At 39.3% G+C, this 16,369-nt stretch carries 14 protein-coding genes, 4 tRNA genes and 1 pseudogene; 3 read left to right on the top strand and 16 right to left on the bottom strand.

Annotated features, from left to right (window positions below):
- Positions 1-84 precede the first annotated feature (84 nt).
- The gene (locus R2H34_RS03880) at positions 85-1,863 is read left to right on the top strand and encodes a terminase large subunit domain-containing protein (RefSeq protein WP_318342427.1); all 1,779 of its coding nucleotides are present in this window, start codon (positions 85-87) and stop codon (positions 1,861-1,863) included.
- Positions 1,863-2,927, top strand: coding sequence for a phage portal protein (locus tag R2H34_RS03875; RefSeq protein WP_318342426.1), 1,065 nt, complete (start codon positions 1,863-1,865; stop codon positions 2,925-2,927). The genes R2H34_RS03880 and R2H34_RS03875 overlap by 1 nt, the downstream gene beginning before the upstream one ends.
- An 825-nt stretch (positions 2,928-3,752) precedes the next feature.
- Here R2H34_RS03875 and R2H34_RS03870 read toward each other — a convergent pair.
- From R2H34_RS03870 to rpe, 14 genes and pseudogenes are all read right to left on the bottom strand, one after another.
- Positions 3,753-3,829, bottom strand: a tRNA-Pro gene (locus R2H34_RS03870).
- A 4-nt stretch (positions 3,830-3,833) separates the two neighbouring features.
- A tRNA-His gene (locus tag R2H34_RS03865) sits at positions 3,834-3,909 on the bottom strand.
- A gap of 38 nt (positions 3,910-3,947) precedes the next feature.
- Positions 3,948-4,024, bottom strand: a tRNA-Arg gene (locus R2H34_RS03860).
- A 69-nt stretch (positions 4,025-4,093) separates the two neighbouring features.
- A tRNA-Pro gene (locus R2H34_RS03855) sits at positions 4,094-4,170 on the bottom strand.
- 132 nt (positions 4,171-4,302) lie between these two features.
- The gene (gene nadA, locus R2H34_RS03850) at positions 4,303-5,367 is read right to left on the bottom strand and encodes a quinolinate synthase NadA (RefSeq protein WP_004914354.1); all 1,065 of its coding nucleotides are present in this window, start codon (positions 5,365-5,367) and stop codon (positions 4,303-4,305) included.
- Between the two features lie 145 nt (positions 5,368-5,512).
- Positions 5,513-6,733: a bifunctional glutamate N-acetyltransferase/amino-acid acetyltransferase ArgJ gene (argJ, locus tag R2H34_RS03845; protein WP_004914356.1), complete on the bottom strand. Its 1,221-nt coding sequence runs from the start codon at positions 6,731-6,733 to the stop codon at positions 5,513-5,515.
- Positions 6,734-7,095: 362 nt separating this feature from the next.
- Entirely contained in the window at positions 7,096-7,584 is a 489-nt protein-coding gene (locus R2H34_RS03840; RefSeq protein ID WP_318342425.1) for a methylated-DNA--[protein]-cysteine S-methyltransferase, read from the bottom strand.
- 63 nt (positions 7,585-7,647) lie between these two features.
- Positions 7,648-7,965: a DMT family transporter gene (locus R2H34_RS03835; RefSeq protein WP_004952367.1), complete on the bottom strand. Its 318-nt coding sequence runs from the start codon at positions 7,963-7,965 to the stop codon at positions 7,648-7,650.
- Positions 7,966-8,132: 167 nt separating this feature from the next.
- A complete protein-coding gene (locus R2H34_RS03830) occupies positions 8,133-8,678 on the bottom strand; it encodes a hypothetical protein (protein WP_004960552.1) in 546 nt (181 codons plus the stop codon).
- A gap of 1 nt (position 8,679) precedes the next feature.
- The gene (locus R2H34_RS03825; protein ID WP_318342424.1) at positions 8,680-9,174 is read right to left on the bottom strand and encodes a hypothetical protein; all 495 of its coding nucleotides are present in this window, start codon (positions 9,172-9,174) and stop codon (positions 8,680-8,682) included.
- Between the two features lie 82 nt (positions 9,175-9,256).
- Positions 9,257-10,156, bottom strand: coding sequence for a copper resistance protein B (locus R2H34_RS03820; protein WP_318342423.1), 900 nt, complete (start codon positions 10,154-10,156; stop codon positions 9,257-9,259).
- A complete protein-coding gene (locus tag R2H34_RS03815) occupies positions 10,143-12,011 on the bottom strand; it encodes a copper resistance system multicopper oxidase (protein WP_318342422.1) in 1,869 nt (622 codons plus the stop codon). The genes R2H34_RS03820 and R2H34_RS03815 overlap by 14 nt, the downstream gene beginning before the upstream one ends.
- A 76-nt stretch (positions 12,012-12,087) precedes the next feature.
- Positions 12,088-12,485 (bottom strand): annotated as a pseudogene (locus R2H34_RS03810) (hypothetical protein).
- 392 nt (positions 12,486-12,877) lie between these two features.
- Positions 12,878-13,564 carry a ribulose-phosphate 3-epimerase gene (gene rpe / locus R2H34_RS03805; RefSeq protein ID WP_004914382.1) on the bottom strand — a complete coding sequence of 229 codons (687 nt, stop codon included), beginning with the start codon at positions 13,562-13,564 and terminating at the stop codon, positions 12,878-12,880.
- 181 nt (positions 13,565-13,745) lie between these two features.
- On the opposite strand from rpe, the gene R2H34_RS03800 reads away from it, so the two are divergent.
- Positions 13,746-14,024 (top strand): DUF2218 domain-containing protein, encoded by a 279-nt coding sequence (locus R2H34_RS03800; RefSeq protein WP_004960569.1) that lies wholly within the window; start codon positions 13,746-13,748, stop codon positions 14,022-14,024.
- Positions 14,025-14,052: 28 nt separating this feature from the next.
- Here the strand turns inward: R2H34_RS03800 and fghA are convergent, their stop codons facing one another.
- Positions 14,053-14,895, bottom strand: coding sequence for an S-formylglutathione hydrolase (gene fghA / locus R2H34_RS03795; protein WP_151723146.1), 843 nt, complete (start codon positions 14,893-14,895; stop codon positions 14,053-14,055).
- Positions 14,864-16,309 carry a C13 family peptidase gene (locus tag R2H34_RS03790; RefSeq protein WP_318342421.1) on the bottom strand — a complete coding sequence of 482 codons (1,446 nt, stop codon included), beginning with the start codon at positions 16,307-16,309 and terminating at the stop codon, positions 14,864-14,866. The genes fghA and R2H34_RS03790 overlap by 32 nt, the downstream gene beginning before the upstream one ends.
- Positions 16,310-16,369: the final 60 nt, after the last annotated feature.

Genomic DNA, 16,369 nt, shown 5'->3' with positions numbered 1-16,369 from the left:
TAACTGATATACAAATTGCGCTGACTGATAAAAGATCAAGTGCCTGCCATCGTTTGCGAATGAAATCAAATTGATCCGTAGGACATGAACGAACTCTCTCAACTGGCTAATCTAGAGCTGATACTCGACAACAAACTCAAGGCAAAATTTTTGTTCTGGCTTGGTTGGAAAATCGTTGATATAGCTGAAGCGTTGGATGAAAACGAACGTACGGTTCAGGCTTGGAAAACACGAGAAGAATGGGACAAGACAAGATCTGACAGTCGTGTTGAAGAAGCTCTGACAGTTCGCTTGATGACACTCACACTCAAAAACAAAAAATCGAGTGGCGACTATAAAGAGCTTGGCGAATTATTTAAAAACTACAAAGAATTTGCACGTATTGAACGCTACAAAGATGGTGGCAATGAAGCGGATCTAAATCCGAATCTTGTAAAACGTAATGCAGCATCAAAAAAGAAAAAAGAAAGCAATACATTTACAGAAGAACAAGTCGAACAACTTATTTCAGCTTTTGAAGATAGCCTTTTTGATTATCAAAGAGATTGGTACAAAGCTGGTAATCAGCGTACGCGAGTGATTTTAAAAAGTCGGCAGATCGGTGCGACTTGGTACTTTGCCCGTGAAGCGTTGGTCGATGCAGTTAAAACTGGCCGTAATCAGATTTTCTTATCTGCTTCAAAAGCTCAGGCGCACATTTTTAAAGAATACATCAAAGGTTTTGCATACGAAGCTTGTGGTGTCGAATTGGTTGGTGATCCAATTGTTCTACCAGATAACAATCAAGCCACTTTGTCATTTCTCGGAACAAATTATCGTACAGCTCAAGGCCATCACGGTAATTTTTACTTTGATGAATTTTTTTGGACGTTTGGTTTTAATGAATTAAACAAAGTCGCATCTGCAATGGCTTTGCATAAAAAGTGGCGTAAAACGTATTTTTCTACGCCATCAACAATGGCGCATGAAGCATATACATTCTGGACTGGAACACGAGCAAATCGTGGTCGATCAAAAGATCAAAAGCTCAATATCGAAGTATCTCATGATGCATTGAAGAATGGACGCTTATGTGAAGACCGGATGTGGCGTCAGATTGTCACTATTCTTGATGCAGAGAATGGTGGATGTGATCTCTTTGATATTGAAGAGTTACGTTTTGAGTATTCCCCCGAAGAGTTTGCCAATTTGTTGATGTGTGAATTTATTGATGATGGCGCATCAATATTTCCGTTGGCCATGTTACAGCCTTGCATGGTGGATTCATGGGAAGTTTGGGCAGATGACTTTAAACCATTTCATACAAGACCTTTTGGTAATAATCCAGTTTGGATTGGCTATGATCCGGCTGAAAGTGGTGACAGTGCTGGTATGGTTGTCGTTGCACCACCCAAAGTAGCGGGTGGAAAATTTCGAGTACTTGAACGGATGCAATTCCGTGGGATGGATTTTAAAAATCAAGCTGAAATGATTCGTCAAACTACACTGAGATATTATGTGACCTATATCGGGGTAGATATTACGGGCATGGGTTCAGGTGTTGGGCAGCTGGTTCGGCAGTTTTTTCCTAATATGACTGAATTCAGCTATTCACCGGAAGTTAAAACTAAACTTGTCTTAAAAACTATGGATGTGATTCGACATGGTCGTCTTGAATACGATGCAGGCTGGACTGATCTATCGCAATCACTCATGAGTATTAAAAAAACTATCACAGCAAGTCAAAGACAAATGACGTTTACAGCTGGTCGTTCAGAAGAAATTGGTCATGCAGATTTAGCCTGGTCGCTTATGCATGCACTTTATAACGAACCGCTTGAAGGACAAACTCAAATGAATCAATCATTCTTGGAGATCTATTAATGAATCCCCTATCTACAGCAAAAAATTTAGTCAGTTTTGCCAAAAGCCAAATACCAATGTTTCAAACCCAAATGAAACAAAACAAGCATGAATCAATGGCCTTTACATTCGGCGATGCTGTACCAGTGTTAAATGGCAATGAATTATCAGATTATTTGGAATCTTGGTTTAATGGCCGTTGGTATGAGCCTCAGGTCAATATGAATGGTTTGGCCAAGTCTTACAAATCAACGCCCTACTTAAACAGTGGCATTATTTTTAAACGTAATTTTCTGGCCAACTTATTTATTCCGCATGCAAAGTTAAACCGGAAAGCATTTGAACAGGTCGCGTTAGATTACGTCTGGTGTGGTAATACATATCTCGAAGAAGTCAGATCAAGACTCGGAAATGTAATGCAATATAAACCAGCGCTGGCAAAATACATGCGACGTGGTGAGTATGATGATCAATTCTTCTTACTTTGTAATGATCATCTTGGCTATCAAGAATATGAATTTTCTAATCGTGTTTGTCATATACGAGAAGCCGATATCGATCAGGAAATTTATGGATCACCAGAATATCTATCTGCATTACAAAGTGCATGGCTTAATGAGTCGGCTACGCTCTTTCGTCGGAAGTACTACAACAATGGATCTCATGCCGGTTTTATCTTATATGTGAATGATGCTGCTCAAGATCCGAATGACATCACAGCATTACGACAGGCTCTGAAAGATAGCAAAGGGCCAGGCAACTTCCGTAATCTATTCTACTACGCACCAGGAGGAAAAAAGGATGGTATACAGATATTGCCTGTTTCTGAAATCGCTGCAAAAGATGATTTCACAAATATTAAATCCATCACACGTGACGATACTTTGGCAGCACTTCGCATACCGCCACAACTAATGGGTGTCGTACCAAACAATACCGGTGGGTTTGGATCTATCAAAGATGCTGCAGAAGTCTTTTATCAAAATGAAATTCTTCCACTTCAGTCGCGCATGCAGCAATTAAATGAATGGGCTGGTGATGAAGTGATTAGATTTAAAGAATATGACTTAAAGAACGTCACATGACACTTTAAAAAGCATTAATGCCAGCATTAGCTGGCTTTTTTTATGGATTTTCAGAAATTTTGCTCAAATGAGAAATATTCTCATATAAATCGATCAGACCGTGTCTCGGCGCAGTCACCCGCGCGCCTGGGGTTCGTCTAAATGAGTCAATTTCACTGCAACAAGATACACTATTGGATTAAGCAAGGAGACCTATGAAAGTTAGGCTATTGAGAGAAAAATGAGGAAATTTTCATACTGCATATTACTACGATACTACAGTTTCAAGCTAATACGAACCAATGAGTAAAAAATTTGATCGCTATTTGATACTAAAGAACATAAAAATGTCTTTTTAAAGGATCTGAAATCGATTTGAAGTAATAAAGTAATACCAATATATAAATAATTGAAAATTAATGATAAAAAACCTTACTTCTAAGAGTAATTTTTTGTAATAACATAAGTAATTTTTTATAAGTCATTGTTTTTATTAACACTGAATATTGGGTAACAATACTTTTTTTCACAGTAATATCTTACATATTTATTACTGATAATATTACATATGATTAATGATATAAAGTATTGATATATATAAAGATTAATTAAAATATTACTTTATTACTTCAAAATAATGCTATACCCAATTTATTTTTTAGATATTCAAAAATAGCCTTTTTGCTGATTTTGCACGCAATATGAAGAAAATCTATGGGAGTAGGTTGGGAATGGGAATGGGAGTTTAACTAGGTATTTCAATTACACGATCAAGAAATAATTCACTCTATGATCGGCATTATCAAAGCCTGTACTTTGATATTTTTCTTTTAATTTTCAAGAATATGGTCGGAGCAGTAGGATTCGAACCTACGACCCCCTGGTCCCAAACCAGGTGCACTACCAGGCTGTGCTATGCTCCGAAATTGGGGTGAATGACGGGATTCGAACCCGCGACAACTGGAATCACAATCCAGGGCTCTACCAACTGAGCTACATCCACCATAACGTTTGGTTCTATGTACCAAGCTACCAATTAAATGGCGCGCCTGACAGGATTCGAACCTGTGACCATCCGCTTAGAAGGCGGATGCTCTATCCAACTGAGCTACAGGCGCATAACGATGATAATACTATCAAGCGATACTTCGCCGATCTTAAAATAATGTTTTTCAACATCTTTTAAATGGTCGGAGCAGTAGGATTCGAACCTACGACCCCCTGGTCCCAAACCAGGTGCACTACCAGGCTGTGCTATGCTCCGATTTATCTCAGCTTTTATTGTATCGCACATCGTGCGGTACGGTGTGCATTCTAGGCTTGACGTCGCATCACGTCAACACCTAGTTTTAAAAAAAATGATTTTTCCTTATCAAATGTATATTTAACAAGCATTTTAACGCTTTAGAGAAGCACTAAAGTTCAACATTCGATCGAGCGGTAATTTTGCGCGTTCAGCCAATGCTGGATCGACGTGTATTTCTTGATCAGCATGTTGTAACACGTGCAAAATACCATCCAACTCATTCATTGCCATCCAAGGACAATGTGCACACGAACGACATGTTGCGCCCTCACCCGCCGTTGGCGCTTCGAATAATTCTTTATCTGGCGCTGCTTGCTGCATCTTATAGAAAATACCGCGATCAGTAGCTACGATCATTTGTTTATGCGGTAAAGTCTGCGCTGCTTTGATCAGTTGCGAAGTACTTCCCACTGCATCTGCAATATCTACTACAGATTCAGGCGATTCAGGATGAACTAAAACTGCTGCATCAGGATATAGCGCTTTCATTTGTGCAATACCACGTGCACGGAATTCTTCATGTACGATACACGCGCCATCCCATAACAACATATCAGCACCCGTTTTCTTTTGGATGTAACGTCCTAAATGCTGATCAGGTGCCCAAATAATTTTTTCACCCAAGCTATCAAGATGCTCAATAATCTCGACTGCACAGCTTGAAGTTACCACCCAGTCAGCACGTGCTTTCACAGCTGCCGAAGTATTGGCGTACACCACGACAGTATGATCGGGATGTTGATCACAGAATGCTGTAAACTCATCTACTGGACAACCTAAGTCCAAAGAACAGGTTGCCTCAAGTGTAGGCATTAATACTGTCTTTTCAGGAGATAAAATTTTTGCTGTTTCTCCCATGAACTTTACCCCAGCAACTACGAGAGTTGATGCAGCATGATCACGACCAAAGCGCGCCATTTCTAGAGAATCAGAAACACAACCACCTGTTAATTCTGCAAGCTCTTGAACATCAGGATCACAGTAGTAATGTGCAACAAGAACAGCATCACGCTTTTTAAGCTCAGCTGCAATTTGTGCGAACTTTTCTTGTTTCACTTCTGGGCTGAGGCTATGGTCCTTTGGCTCACCCAAACGATCTAAATGCGCCTGCACAATATTTTTGGCTTCGTTCGCAATTAAATTCGCATCATTCATAAAACGTCTTCTCTATCCTGCGTGCTTGCATCACAGCAAACATATAACGTGGGTATCTAGGGTGATCATTTGGGATGAATCACTTCGTCCACACATGAGTGATATAAAAAAAGCCCCTCTGTGGAGGCTTTATTATAACGCATATTTACGAACGATAATCGGCATTAATTTTGACGTAGTCATAAGAAAAATCACAGGTATAAACTGTGTCTTTCGCTTCACCTCGTCCTAAATCAATACGAATCGTGATTTCTTTCTCAGCCATCACAGCAGCGCCTGCTTCTTCGGTATAGTCAGGATTCGCACCACCATCCAAGCAAATCTGTACATCACCTAACCACACTTGAACCTTACTGCTATCTAAGTTTGGAACACCTGCTTTACCAATCGCCATTACAATACGCCCCCAATTTGGATCAGAAGCGAACAAAGCTGTTTTAATGAGTGGTGACTCAGCAACACTATAAGCAACATCACAACACTCTTGGGTATTGGCTCCGCCTTCCACCTGTACCGTAATGAATTTAGTTGCACCTTCACCATCACGAACAATCAATTGTGCTAAACGATTCATAATACGCGCAAGTACATCCAGCACTTGTTGGTAACGAGGGTCATCTTGTGACTCAATTTCTGCGCCACCAGCTAGACCTGTTGCTACAAAAATACATGAGTCATTGGTTGAAGTGTCGCCATCGATTGTGATGCGGTTAAACGAATGTTCGACAGTCGTTTGTAACAGTTGCTGAACAAGTACTTTTGATATTGGTGCATCTGTTGCAACAAAGCTCAACATGGTTGCCATGTTCGGGCGAATCATACCCGCACCTTTACTGATTCCAGTCATGGTGTATGTCACACCATCAAGCTCAAACTGTTCAGATGCACCTTTCGGAGTAGTATCTGTGGTCATAATGCCAGAAGCAGCTTCAGCCCAACGATCCGCATTTAAATCATTTAATGCAGGCTGAATACCTTGAACTAAACGCTCAATCGGAAGTTGCTCACCAATTACACCTGTTGAAAATGGTAGAATCTGATTCGCTTGGACACCTGCTAATTCCGCTAATTTGGCACACGTCGTTTCTGCATTTTTATAACCTACAGTTCCTGTTGCCGCATTTGCATTACCAGTGTTAATAATCAAATAACGTGGTGTATTTTCTGCCAAGTGCTTTTTACTGAGCAAAACTGGCGCAGCAGCAAATGCACTTTGAGTAAATACACCTGCAACATTTGAACCTTCAGCAAATTCAAAAATGACTAGATCTCGTCGATTTGGATAACGTACATACGCCTCAGTTGAGCCAATTTTTACACCCTGCACCACATGCATAAGTGGCATTGTTACGTCACCAACAGCCATTTTTAAACTTCCATTCAATTTAATAAGAAAAAGATCGGGAAAATAATCACCATAAAACTATACCTCCACCATTAGATACTCGATAAAGTCATTCACAGCCTGCGTGGTATCTGCAATATATTGTTTCTGCGACAGAATAAAGAGAATGCAAGAGTCCAACAGGTTCTGTGAATGACAATGGTTTTGCCTACTTTTGCCAAAACAAAAGTAGGTCGAACCGAAGGTTTATCCGACAATTGATATACTTGAGACAAGACGCCGTCATGCTAGTAATTATTTATCAATTATTTAGATAGGGTCTTACAGCTTACATCCGTAGCTTATTCCAAAAAGCAATGAAAATCGAGTATTAACAATACAGATTATCGAATTTGACTTTGCTCTAAACTGAGTAAAATCTGCTTCTTGTCCAACCCACCAGCAAAACCAACCAATGCCCCACTTGATCCAATCACTCGATGACACGGCGCAATAATCGAAATCGGATTCTTACCATTAGCAGCACCCACTGCACGTACAGCTTTTTCATTACCAATCTGGAGTGCAATCTCTTTATAACTACGTGTTTCCCCGTAAGGAATCGTCAATAAAGCCTTCCAAACCTGCTGCTGAAAATCAGTGCCTTGAAAATCAATAGGTAAATCAAATTGTTGGCGCTGCCCTACGAAGTATTCTTCTAATTGTTTTTTAACTCGCTGTAACATCGGATGTTGATGATCTTCTAAGGGCTTTGCTAAACGAACTCTTTTATGATCTTCATTATCCCACATGACTGCAACTAAAGCCTGATCATGTGCAACCAGTTTTAATGCACCTACAGGAGAATCCATATACATATAAACCAATTGCATTAAAAATTCCCCATAGGCTTTGTTCTATTCAGCTTACTCAATCCGATAAGATGCTGAATTTTCTTAATTTGAAGACAATTTCATTAAAATCAGACCAGATACGATCAACACTGCTGCAATCATTCGCATTGCGGTCATCGGCTCATTCAAAATGAGAATACCCACCACGAAAGAGCCAATCGCTCCAATCCCTGTCCACACCGTATATGCTGTACCTAAAGGAAGTGAACGCATTGAAATCGACAATAAAACAACACTTAAAATCATGAAAACAATAGTCACGATGCTCGGCGTTAACTTTGTAAAACCTTCAGACATTTTCATAGAATATGCCCAAATAATTTCAAAAATACCCGCCAAGATTAAAATTGCCCAAGCCATTTTTAACAGTCTACTTTATCAATAGTCAGGTCGTCCCAACGTGATTCTTTGCATGGAGGTCGTCCTCCTTCGTTGAACAGTTTACTGTAAAATGCGCAATTGTGTGAATTGTTGTGTATCTAGATAATTTAAACATTTGAAATAATTAAAATTTCTTAACACAACTATTACTGCCAAACGATACTTTCAACTTTCATGAGTTCACAAGCACCATTCCCTGTATCTTCTCGAGATAGAGAGCTTTTCCATCGCCAGCCATCTGAAGCCTGAATCTCAATCAATGAACCTTTTAAATAAACCAAATCATCTTTTTTTATCTTCTTCATTTGCGATGCCACAGAAGGATTTGCTGGGACTAAATGCATGTTGGCACTATGTGTTGCAATCTCTCTTAATGAAATAGGTGGCTCATTTTCAACTTTCCAATAATACCAACGATTACTTTGAGAAATATCAATGCGCTCATACACTTGCGGTTTCGCCATCTCTCCCCAACCGACCGCAATGTCGATCGGTGAAAATTCAGCTTCTCTTCCCCAATGATAATCTTCTTTGGATAAGACACGGAAAGAACCTTCATACTTTTCTAATTCAATGATTTGAACATTCTGTTGTGTCTTGAGTTGATCTAAATCAGGAACAGGTTTTAAAAAATTTGTCCAAATTAACCATGCAAATGCGACTGCTAATACCCAATACATCCATTTAGGCATCTCATTTATCCCTTTTGTTTCGTATCGCATTCATCCATTGATTTAAATGCTGAAATATAGTCTTCAAAAAAATCTGGAATTGGTAAAAATAATTATGCTTAGATGAATCTATAGATTCCTCTTGTATCGAACCCTTATGTCGATCAATCATGATCTGAATCGGTTCGTAATGCGACATGGTTTGTTGCAATTCCACCCCTAAATTCAAACACTCAAGTTTATAAGTGAGCTGAGATAAATCATCTCGATGGTACAACGTGAGGTGCTTACAATCTAAATCGATATGATGCTCGATTAATACTTCCGAGAAAGGAATTAATGCTTTTCTGATTCGTTGTACATCCTGATCATCATTCATCAGAGGAATATAATAATAGCTCACCTGCATAGAACTATTATTGCTCCGCTGTGAATCTGAAAAAGACGATTGATTACTAATCTTTTCGAGGGAATCTGTTATTGCTGTTATTTGATTGTTTTGTTGTTCTAAAGCCATTTATACACCATCAATGACTCAAAAAAGATACTGCTAGTATAAACCAACAGTATCTCAGTAAAGTGACTTTTTAGACAAAGTATCAGAACTTTAGCGTTAATCCCGTAGCATATAACCAACCCTTTTCACTTTCAGAAGCAGATTGCCATGGTGTTTGCTCTGTACCTTTATGATAAGCATATGCTACATCTACAAAAGGCATAAGTTTTTTATTGATCTCATAACGCACTTGTACACCCGTTTGTAGTTTAGATAACCCTGATTTCTTTGCATATTTTGATTCATCACTCAATACCACATCTGCATTCAAATAGGGTTGAGCAATTAACTTTTGTGTAAATAGCAAGTCTCGACTGGTTTCTAAACTCAACTGCCAATGCTGATCTTGTCCAGCAAAAACATAAGCTTCTGTTTCAAAGAAATATGGTGCTAAACCATGCAAACCGAATACAGCACTCCATTGATCTTGATCTAGCTGATGTTCTGGTTGATATTGATAACGTACACCCGCCTGTATATCCCAAAAATCTGCAATATTTCTGCTATATAAAGTCATTGCTTCAGTTTCAGCTTTTTCTGATTCAGCCTTCTCAACATGGGCTTTGATGAAGATTTTATTTTCATCTGTACCCACCCATGTTTTTAACTCGGTGCTTACACTACCATTTCCATCTTCATCAACCGTCCAAGCATTTTCTAAGCTGGTTGACTGGTATATTTGCCCGCCATGCTCGTTATGATGGCTATGCTCTGCATCTTGAACATCGCTTGAATATGCAAGTTTGGACTGTTCATGTTTGTGATGATCTGCCTTTGACGTTTCCATCACAACCGTCTGTTGCTGTGAAGCTTGATTCATCTGCAACATTTGATTATGAGCTTCATGGGCATGGGCAAATCCTCCCAAAGAGGATGCAATACCACTCACCACGATCAACTGTGTATATCGTTTCATCTTCGAAGACTGCTTAATGATGTGCATGGCTTTCTCCTATCGATGGTTGAACTGGTGTAGATGTTGGTTGAGTGGCTGTTTTTGCCTCATTGACATTCGCAACAATCAACTTACTCATCATTCCTGCACTCATGTGATAGAGCAAATGACAGTGAATGGCCCACTCTCCTAATTCATCAGCTGTCAGTAATGCAGTTACGGTTTTACCGGGTGGTACGATCACGGTATGCTTATTTGGCATATCGGCTGCGCTTTGTCCATTTTCTAGCTGCATAAACATGCCATGTAAATGCATAGGATGTGCCATCATACTTTCATTGACAAACTTCAAACGAATTCGCTCACCGTACTGCACTTTCAATGGTTCAAAATCTTTATCACTGAATTTTTTACCATCAATTGTCCAAATATATCGTTCCATCGTCCCACCTAAACGAATCACGAGTTCTCTTTCTGCAGCACGCGTATCAGGCTGAGGAGTTAATGCTTTTAGATCGGTATATTGCAATGCTTTATGTCCAACAGGTGTGGATGCATTTGCCCAACCTTGAACAGCTTGTGGTTTATGTTGGTTTGTTACGGATATAGAGGATTGTTGCTTATCCGAATGATGATGCATCTGGATCATATTCATGTCGGCATGAGATTTATGGTTCATATCGCCCATATCCATTTCACCATGCGCATTATGATTCATTGCCATCTTACTCATCTGAGTATGTTGGCTATGATCCATTTTAGACTTATCCATTTCAGCATGCTGGCTATGATCCATTTTGCTCGTTTCATCTTGCACATGCGCTCCATGTCCCATATCGTCCATGGTCAATAATGCACGTGGACGCGCTGCCGGCATCGTCACGGTCTGTTGTGCTGGCTTCATCTCATTCTGCAATGACGCGATTGCAAAACCAGACCGATCAATTGACTCTGCTTGGATTTGATAATGCGGTTGAGTTGGTTCAACAATTACATCATAAGTTTCTGCTGCACCAATTCTAAATTCATCGACAGGAACAGGTTGGACAGGCTGACCATCTGCACTCACAACCATCATTTTTAAATTAGGAATTCGCACATCAAAAAAAGACATCGCCGAAGCATTGATAAACCGTAAGCGAACTTTTTCTCCTGCTTTGAAAGCACCCGTCCAATTTTGTTGTGGTGTTTTCCCATTCACTAAAAAGGTATAGCCAGTAACATCCGATAAATCAGTTTTCAGCATGCGCATCTGATTCCACATCGAACGATCTTGCCATGTGGCTTTCAAACCTTGATCTTTCAGTTGTGACCAAACATCAGCGACTGTTTCACGTTGATTTTGATAGTACTCCGCTGATTTTTTTAGATTTGCCATGATCTTGTCACTTTTCGTTTCATGGAAATCGGAAAGCATCACAACATAATCACGTTCAGCACTTTCATGTTTGGCTACAGGCTGTTTTCCTTTGGGATAAATGACCAAAGGACCATATAAACCATCCTGTTCCTGACCTTTACTATGTGCGTGATACCAATAAGTTCCGTTTTGTCGTACTTTAAAACGATACTCAAAACTACCATTAGGCTTAATAACTTTAAAGCCATTGAAGCCGGGAACACCATCCATAAGCCCTGGTAAAAGTAAACCATGCCAATGCAGAGAGGTATCTTGATCTTTAAGTTGATTATGGACATGAATGACCGCTTCATCCCGTTCTTCAAACTCCAGCAAAGGCGCAATAAATTTGCCATTCACTGTAATTCTTTGAACAGGTTTTCCTGTGACATTCACCATCTCTTGGTTGATATTAAGATGATACTCTTTGATTGCAGCCATGCTATAGGGCGCGAATAAGAGACCGAAACTCGCAATAACGCCAGCATATAATTTTGAAGACATGAAATAATCCTAATCTATTGATTCATCAAATTTCCCTAACTATAAGAAGTTAAGAAAAGACTGAGTGGCTGATAGATTAGGCTTTGGGAGGACGAAGAATTTCTTGCCAATATCCAGCTAAGTGTCGAGCTTGATATGCTGTTATTAGATGAACAGGTCGTTCAAAAACAGATAAAGCAGATAGTTCAGGTATATTTTGATCGAGTGTAAAACTCACCGTTTGACAATGTGATGGATGATTACAATCTTCACAATGTTGCTGATTTGGCACTTGTTGGTCATGACATTTAGTCATACTCGTCATGTCTTGATGTGCCATTTGCATTTGATGATGCTGTTCACTTTTTATTTGCATCTTGTGACACGGCATATCCTGAGTAGTTACAGTGGATTGCTCAGTATGAATTGCATGTACAGCTGCAACGGCGACATTACTCCCCCGATGAAAAATATCATCAGGAACACAAACCACATATGTTTGTATCTTTTGAGATGTAGCACTTAATATTCCTATCCACAGATCAGAATCTTTATCTATATAAAGCATAAGTTGTTTCATAGTTATGCACAATCATGTTTATGTTCAAATTATGCAATATTCAACAACTTTAAACAGAGTGATGCTGTTTTATTCTACAATATTTGCAAAAATCGTTCATGAGTAAAAATAGAGCAAAATAAATAATTTAGCGCACAAAAAAAGGACAAAAAATTGTCCTTTTTCGTTCAAACTGCTGTGAATATAAACAACTGAAATCATTTTGTTTATTTTAACAACATCTTATCCACTCGCTTATCAACATGGTTATCCACGTAGTTATAAACAAAGTTATCCACAACCCAGTGTAAAAAATAGGTAAAATAGACTAAATTTGTTTTGCACCAACTTTAGCCAACTCTGCACGCATTTGGTCGATCACTGTTTTGTAATCTGGTTGACCAAAAATTGCTGAACCAGCAACAAACATATCCGCCCCAGCTTCTGCAATTTCTCGAATATTTGCAGGTCCTACACCACCATCCACTTCTAAACGAATATCACGACCACTTGCATCAATAATTTGGCGTGCTTGGCGAAGTTTTTCTAATGTCATCGGAATAAATTTCTGCCCACCAAAACCAGGGTTTACACTCATTAATAAAATTTGGTCCACTTTATCTAGAACATAATCAAGATAATGTAATGGTGTCGCAGGGTTAAAAACTAATCCTGCTTTTGCACCACCTGATTTAATCAACTGCAAAGAGCGATCAATATGATCTGTCGCTTCTGGGTGGAAAGTAATGATATCGGCACCTGCTTCCAAGAAGTCACCAATCATACGATCCACAGGAGAAACCATGAGGTGTACATCAATTGGTGCTTTGATACCGTAATTTTTTAATGCTTTACAAATACCTGCACCGAAGGTCAGATTCGGAACATAGTGATTATCCATCACATCAAAATGTACAACGTCTGCGCCTGCAGCTAGAACTTTTTCTACATCTTCACCTAAACGAGCAAAATCAGCAGATAAAATTGAAGGAGCAATGAGATAAGGCTTGGACATGGATAACCTGACAATGACGAAGGAATGATTCCGTGATTATAACAAATTCATACTGCTTAGGGCCGTTAGAAAGTGATTATTCGAGCATTGCAAACATGCAACACCACGTTGCAGAGTTACTATTTTTTTATCATTGGTTATTTGCTAAGGTAATTTTCGATACAAAAAATGAAGTCGTATGATGAAGAGTACTACACAAATTGAAACAGTCGAAGGTAAACGAATCGCTAAACGTTTACTCAATCACTGGAAACATAAATTTGAAGTTGAAGAAACTGAAATCTATTCAAAAATTTTGATGCCTACTGCAACGGTGACACTCACAGCACAACAGGAATACTTAGAGGTTATCATTGAAAATCAACAAGATGATGTCGAGCGCCTAGAGCAAGTTGTAATAGATCATTTGAATCGAATGGCTCAGCAGGAATTCGCTGCCAATTGGACTCATCAAGAATAAGAAGCTCATTATGAGCTTCTTTCAAAGATTAAGCATTCTTTTCTAATTGAATAGCATGAAATTGCAAATGATCATCGATAAAGCTTTGAATAAAATAGTAACCATGATCATAGCCTTCATGCAAACGTAAAGTGATATGTTGGCCAGACTCTAAACATGCTTGTTTAAATTTTTCAGGATTTAACTGCGCAAAGAATTGGTCTTCTAAACCTTGATCAATCAGAATTTCTTCAAATTGAGCCCCTTTCTGCTGCACTAATGCAGTTGCATCGTGTTCTGCCCAACGTTGTTGATCCTGTCCTAAATATTGACTAAATGCCTTTTCACCCCAAGGGCAAATACTTGGTGCGCAAATCGGTGCAAATGCCGAGACCGATCTAAAAAGTTCTGGGTACTTAAATGCTAATGTTAGGGCACCGTGACCACCCATTGAGTGTCCAAAAACCCCAACCTGATTTTCAATGATTGGAAATTCTTGCAAAACATGAGCGTAGAGTTCATCAACAATGTATGACTCCATTTGATAATGCTCAGCCCAAGGTTGTTGAGTCGCATTAATATAAAAACCAGCACCCTGCCCAATATCCCAATGATCGCCTTGAGCAACGTGCTCTCCACGTGGAGATGTATCAGGAGTAATCAAAATAAGACTTAATCTTGCTGCCATGCGTTGTGCATGTGCTTTTATTGCAAATGTTTCTTCAGTACACGTAAGCCCTGCAAGATAAAAAAGCGCAGAACAAGGTTTGCCATCTAAAGCAGCTGGTGGGAGATAAACACCAACGCGGCTTGAGCCTTTGAGGTGTTGTGATTCAAGTTGATAAATCCTTTGCTCACCCTCAAAACAACGATTTTTTTGCAGTAGCTGCATGTTGATCATCCTGTGTTTTTGTAATGTCTGTTGTTGTAATATTTTGAGTAGGGAATAAATATGGTTCTAATTGCGGCAGCATGAGTTCCATATTACGACCAATTGACCATTGTGGTTCAGATGGCTCAAAACCTTGTGCAGTTTCCCACTGTGTCACCGTTTGTTTGGCTTGTTCAAAGGCTTTTTTCATTGAAGACTGTTCACGCATCGCCAAATCAAAAAAAGCTCGACCAAAATAAGTATAATCTGCTTCATTATTACAGCCAAAAGAGGTCTTATCTGCTGCTGATGCAGTAATAATCAATGTTTCTGGAGACTGTAATGCTGGAATAAAACTTCCAGAATAGCATGCAGAGATTACAATCACTCGCCAACGAATACCTGACTTATCCAAAGTTTCACGTAACCATTTTGGATCGACCTGACCTAATTCAAGTGGTGCATTTTCTAGTTCAAAATGATTTTTTTCACCATGTGATGTCATATAAAGAAATAAAACATCACTATCACGATTCATCTGTTGACCGATACGGCGCAAAGCAAGCTCAATACTTGTCTTTGAAGCTATGGGTACTTCTAAACGCGTGGCAGGGTTATTGACCAGCATGATAGAACGGTCGACAGTTCCAAAGCGTGTATCAAACTGCTCTTTTATACGCTCAACTTCAGATTTAAAAACATTCACATAACTATCACCTGCAACACCTAAAAAGTACCAGTGACTTTGGGCAATGTCGCCATATTGGATGTTATCTAATGCTTGTTGTAATAAATTGCTTTGAGCATAAAAGGCTTCCTCTGAAAAGCTTGGCGGAGTTTCTTCGACTTTCCAAATCGGTTGATCTTTCACCGATAATTGCCAAACCACCATCGTTGCAATCGTTGCGATAAAAACGAGTGCACGCTCCCACCAAGGCCAATTCAGCGCACGTGAGAACACCCAAATTACAGCTAAACTTTGCCAAACAAATAAAGCCACAAAGAATGGTGGTAAAAAACCATTATAGATACTATCAGGAATGAAGTTTAGATAACCATTTGATCCTAAATACTGAATCAAGCACTGTAAGAGCAAAATATTGGTATCAAGAACCAACCAGAGTAAAGCAGGCACTAACATCAACCGTGCTTGGTTCATCCGTTGAGATAGAAAAATCCCAACAATCAAGGCAATGAACGGCCAAAGCGCATAGCCAATGAGACCTTGAGGGTTAAAATCACCTACTTGACCAGCTACTAACCAACTATACAACGAGTTTGTACAGCCACCTAAAATCCCCCAAAGGATCAGCTGGGTGATAGAGGGATGAACCACTTGTAATGAACGGCGGGACCCGAGGAACAACCACATTCCAGCAATTTGGTTACTTTTGAAATCATGCCAGATATTAATGGAGGGTTTGAGATCTATCATAGAATTCTTCGGGAGTATCTCTTCTTAAGCCTAAACTAAAAAATATGCCAAACGTTATAG

Origin of the sequence: Acinetobacter sp. 16, from assembly GCF_033439925.1 — a bacterium.
Classification (GTDB): domain Bacteria; phylum Pseudomonadota; class Gammaproteobacteria; order Pseudomonadales; family Moraxellaceae; genus Acinetobacter; species Acinetobacter junii.
This window is presented reverse-complemented; position numbering and strand designations above follow the sequence as displayed.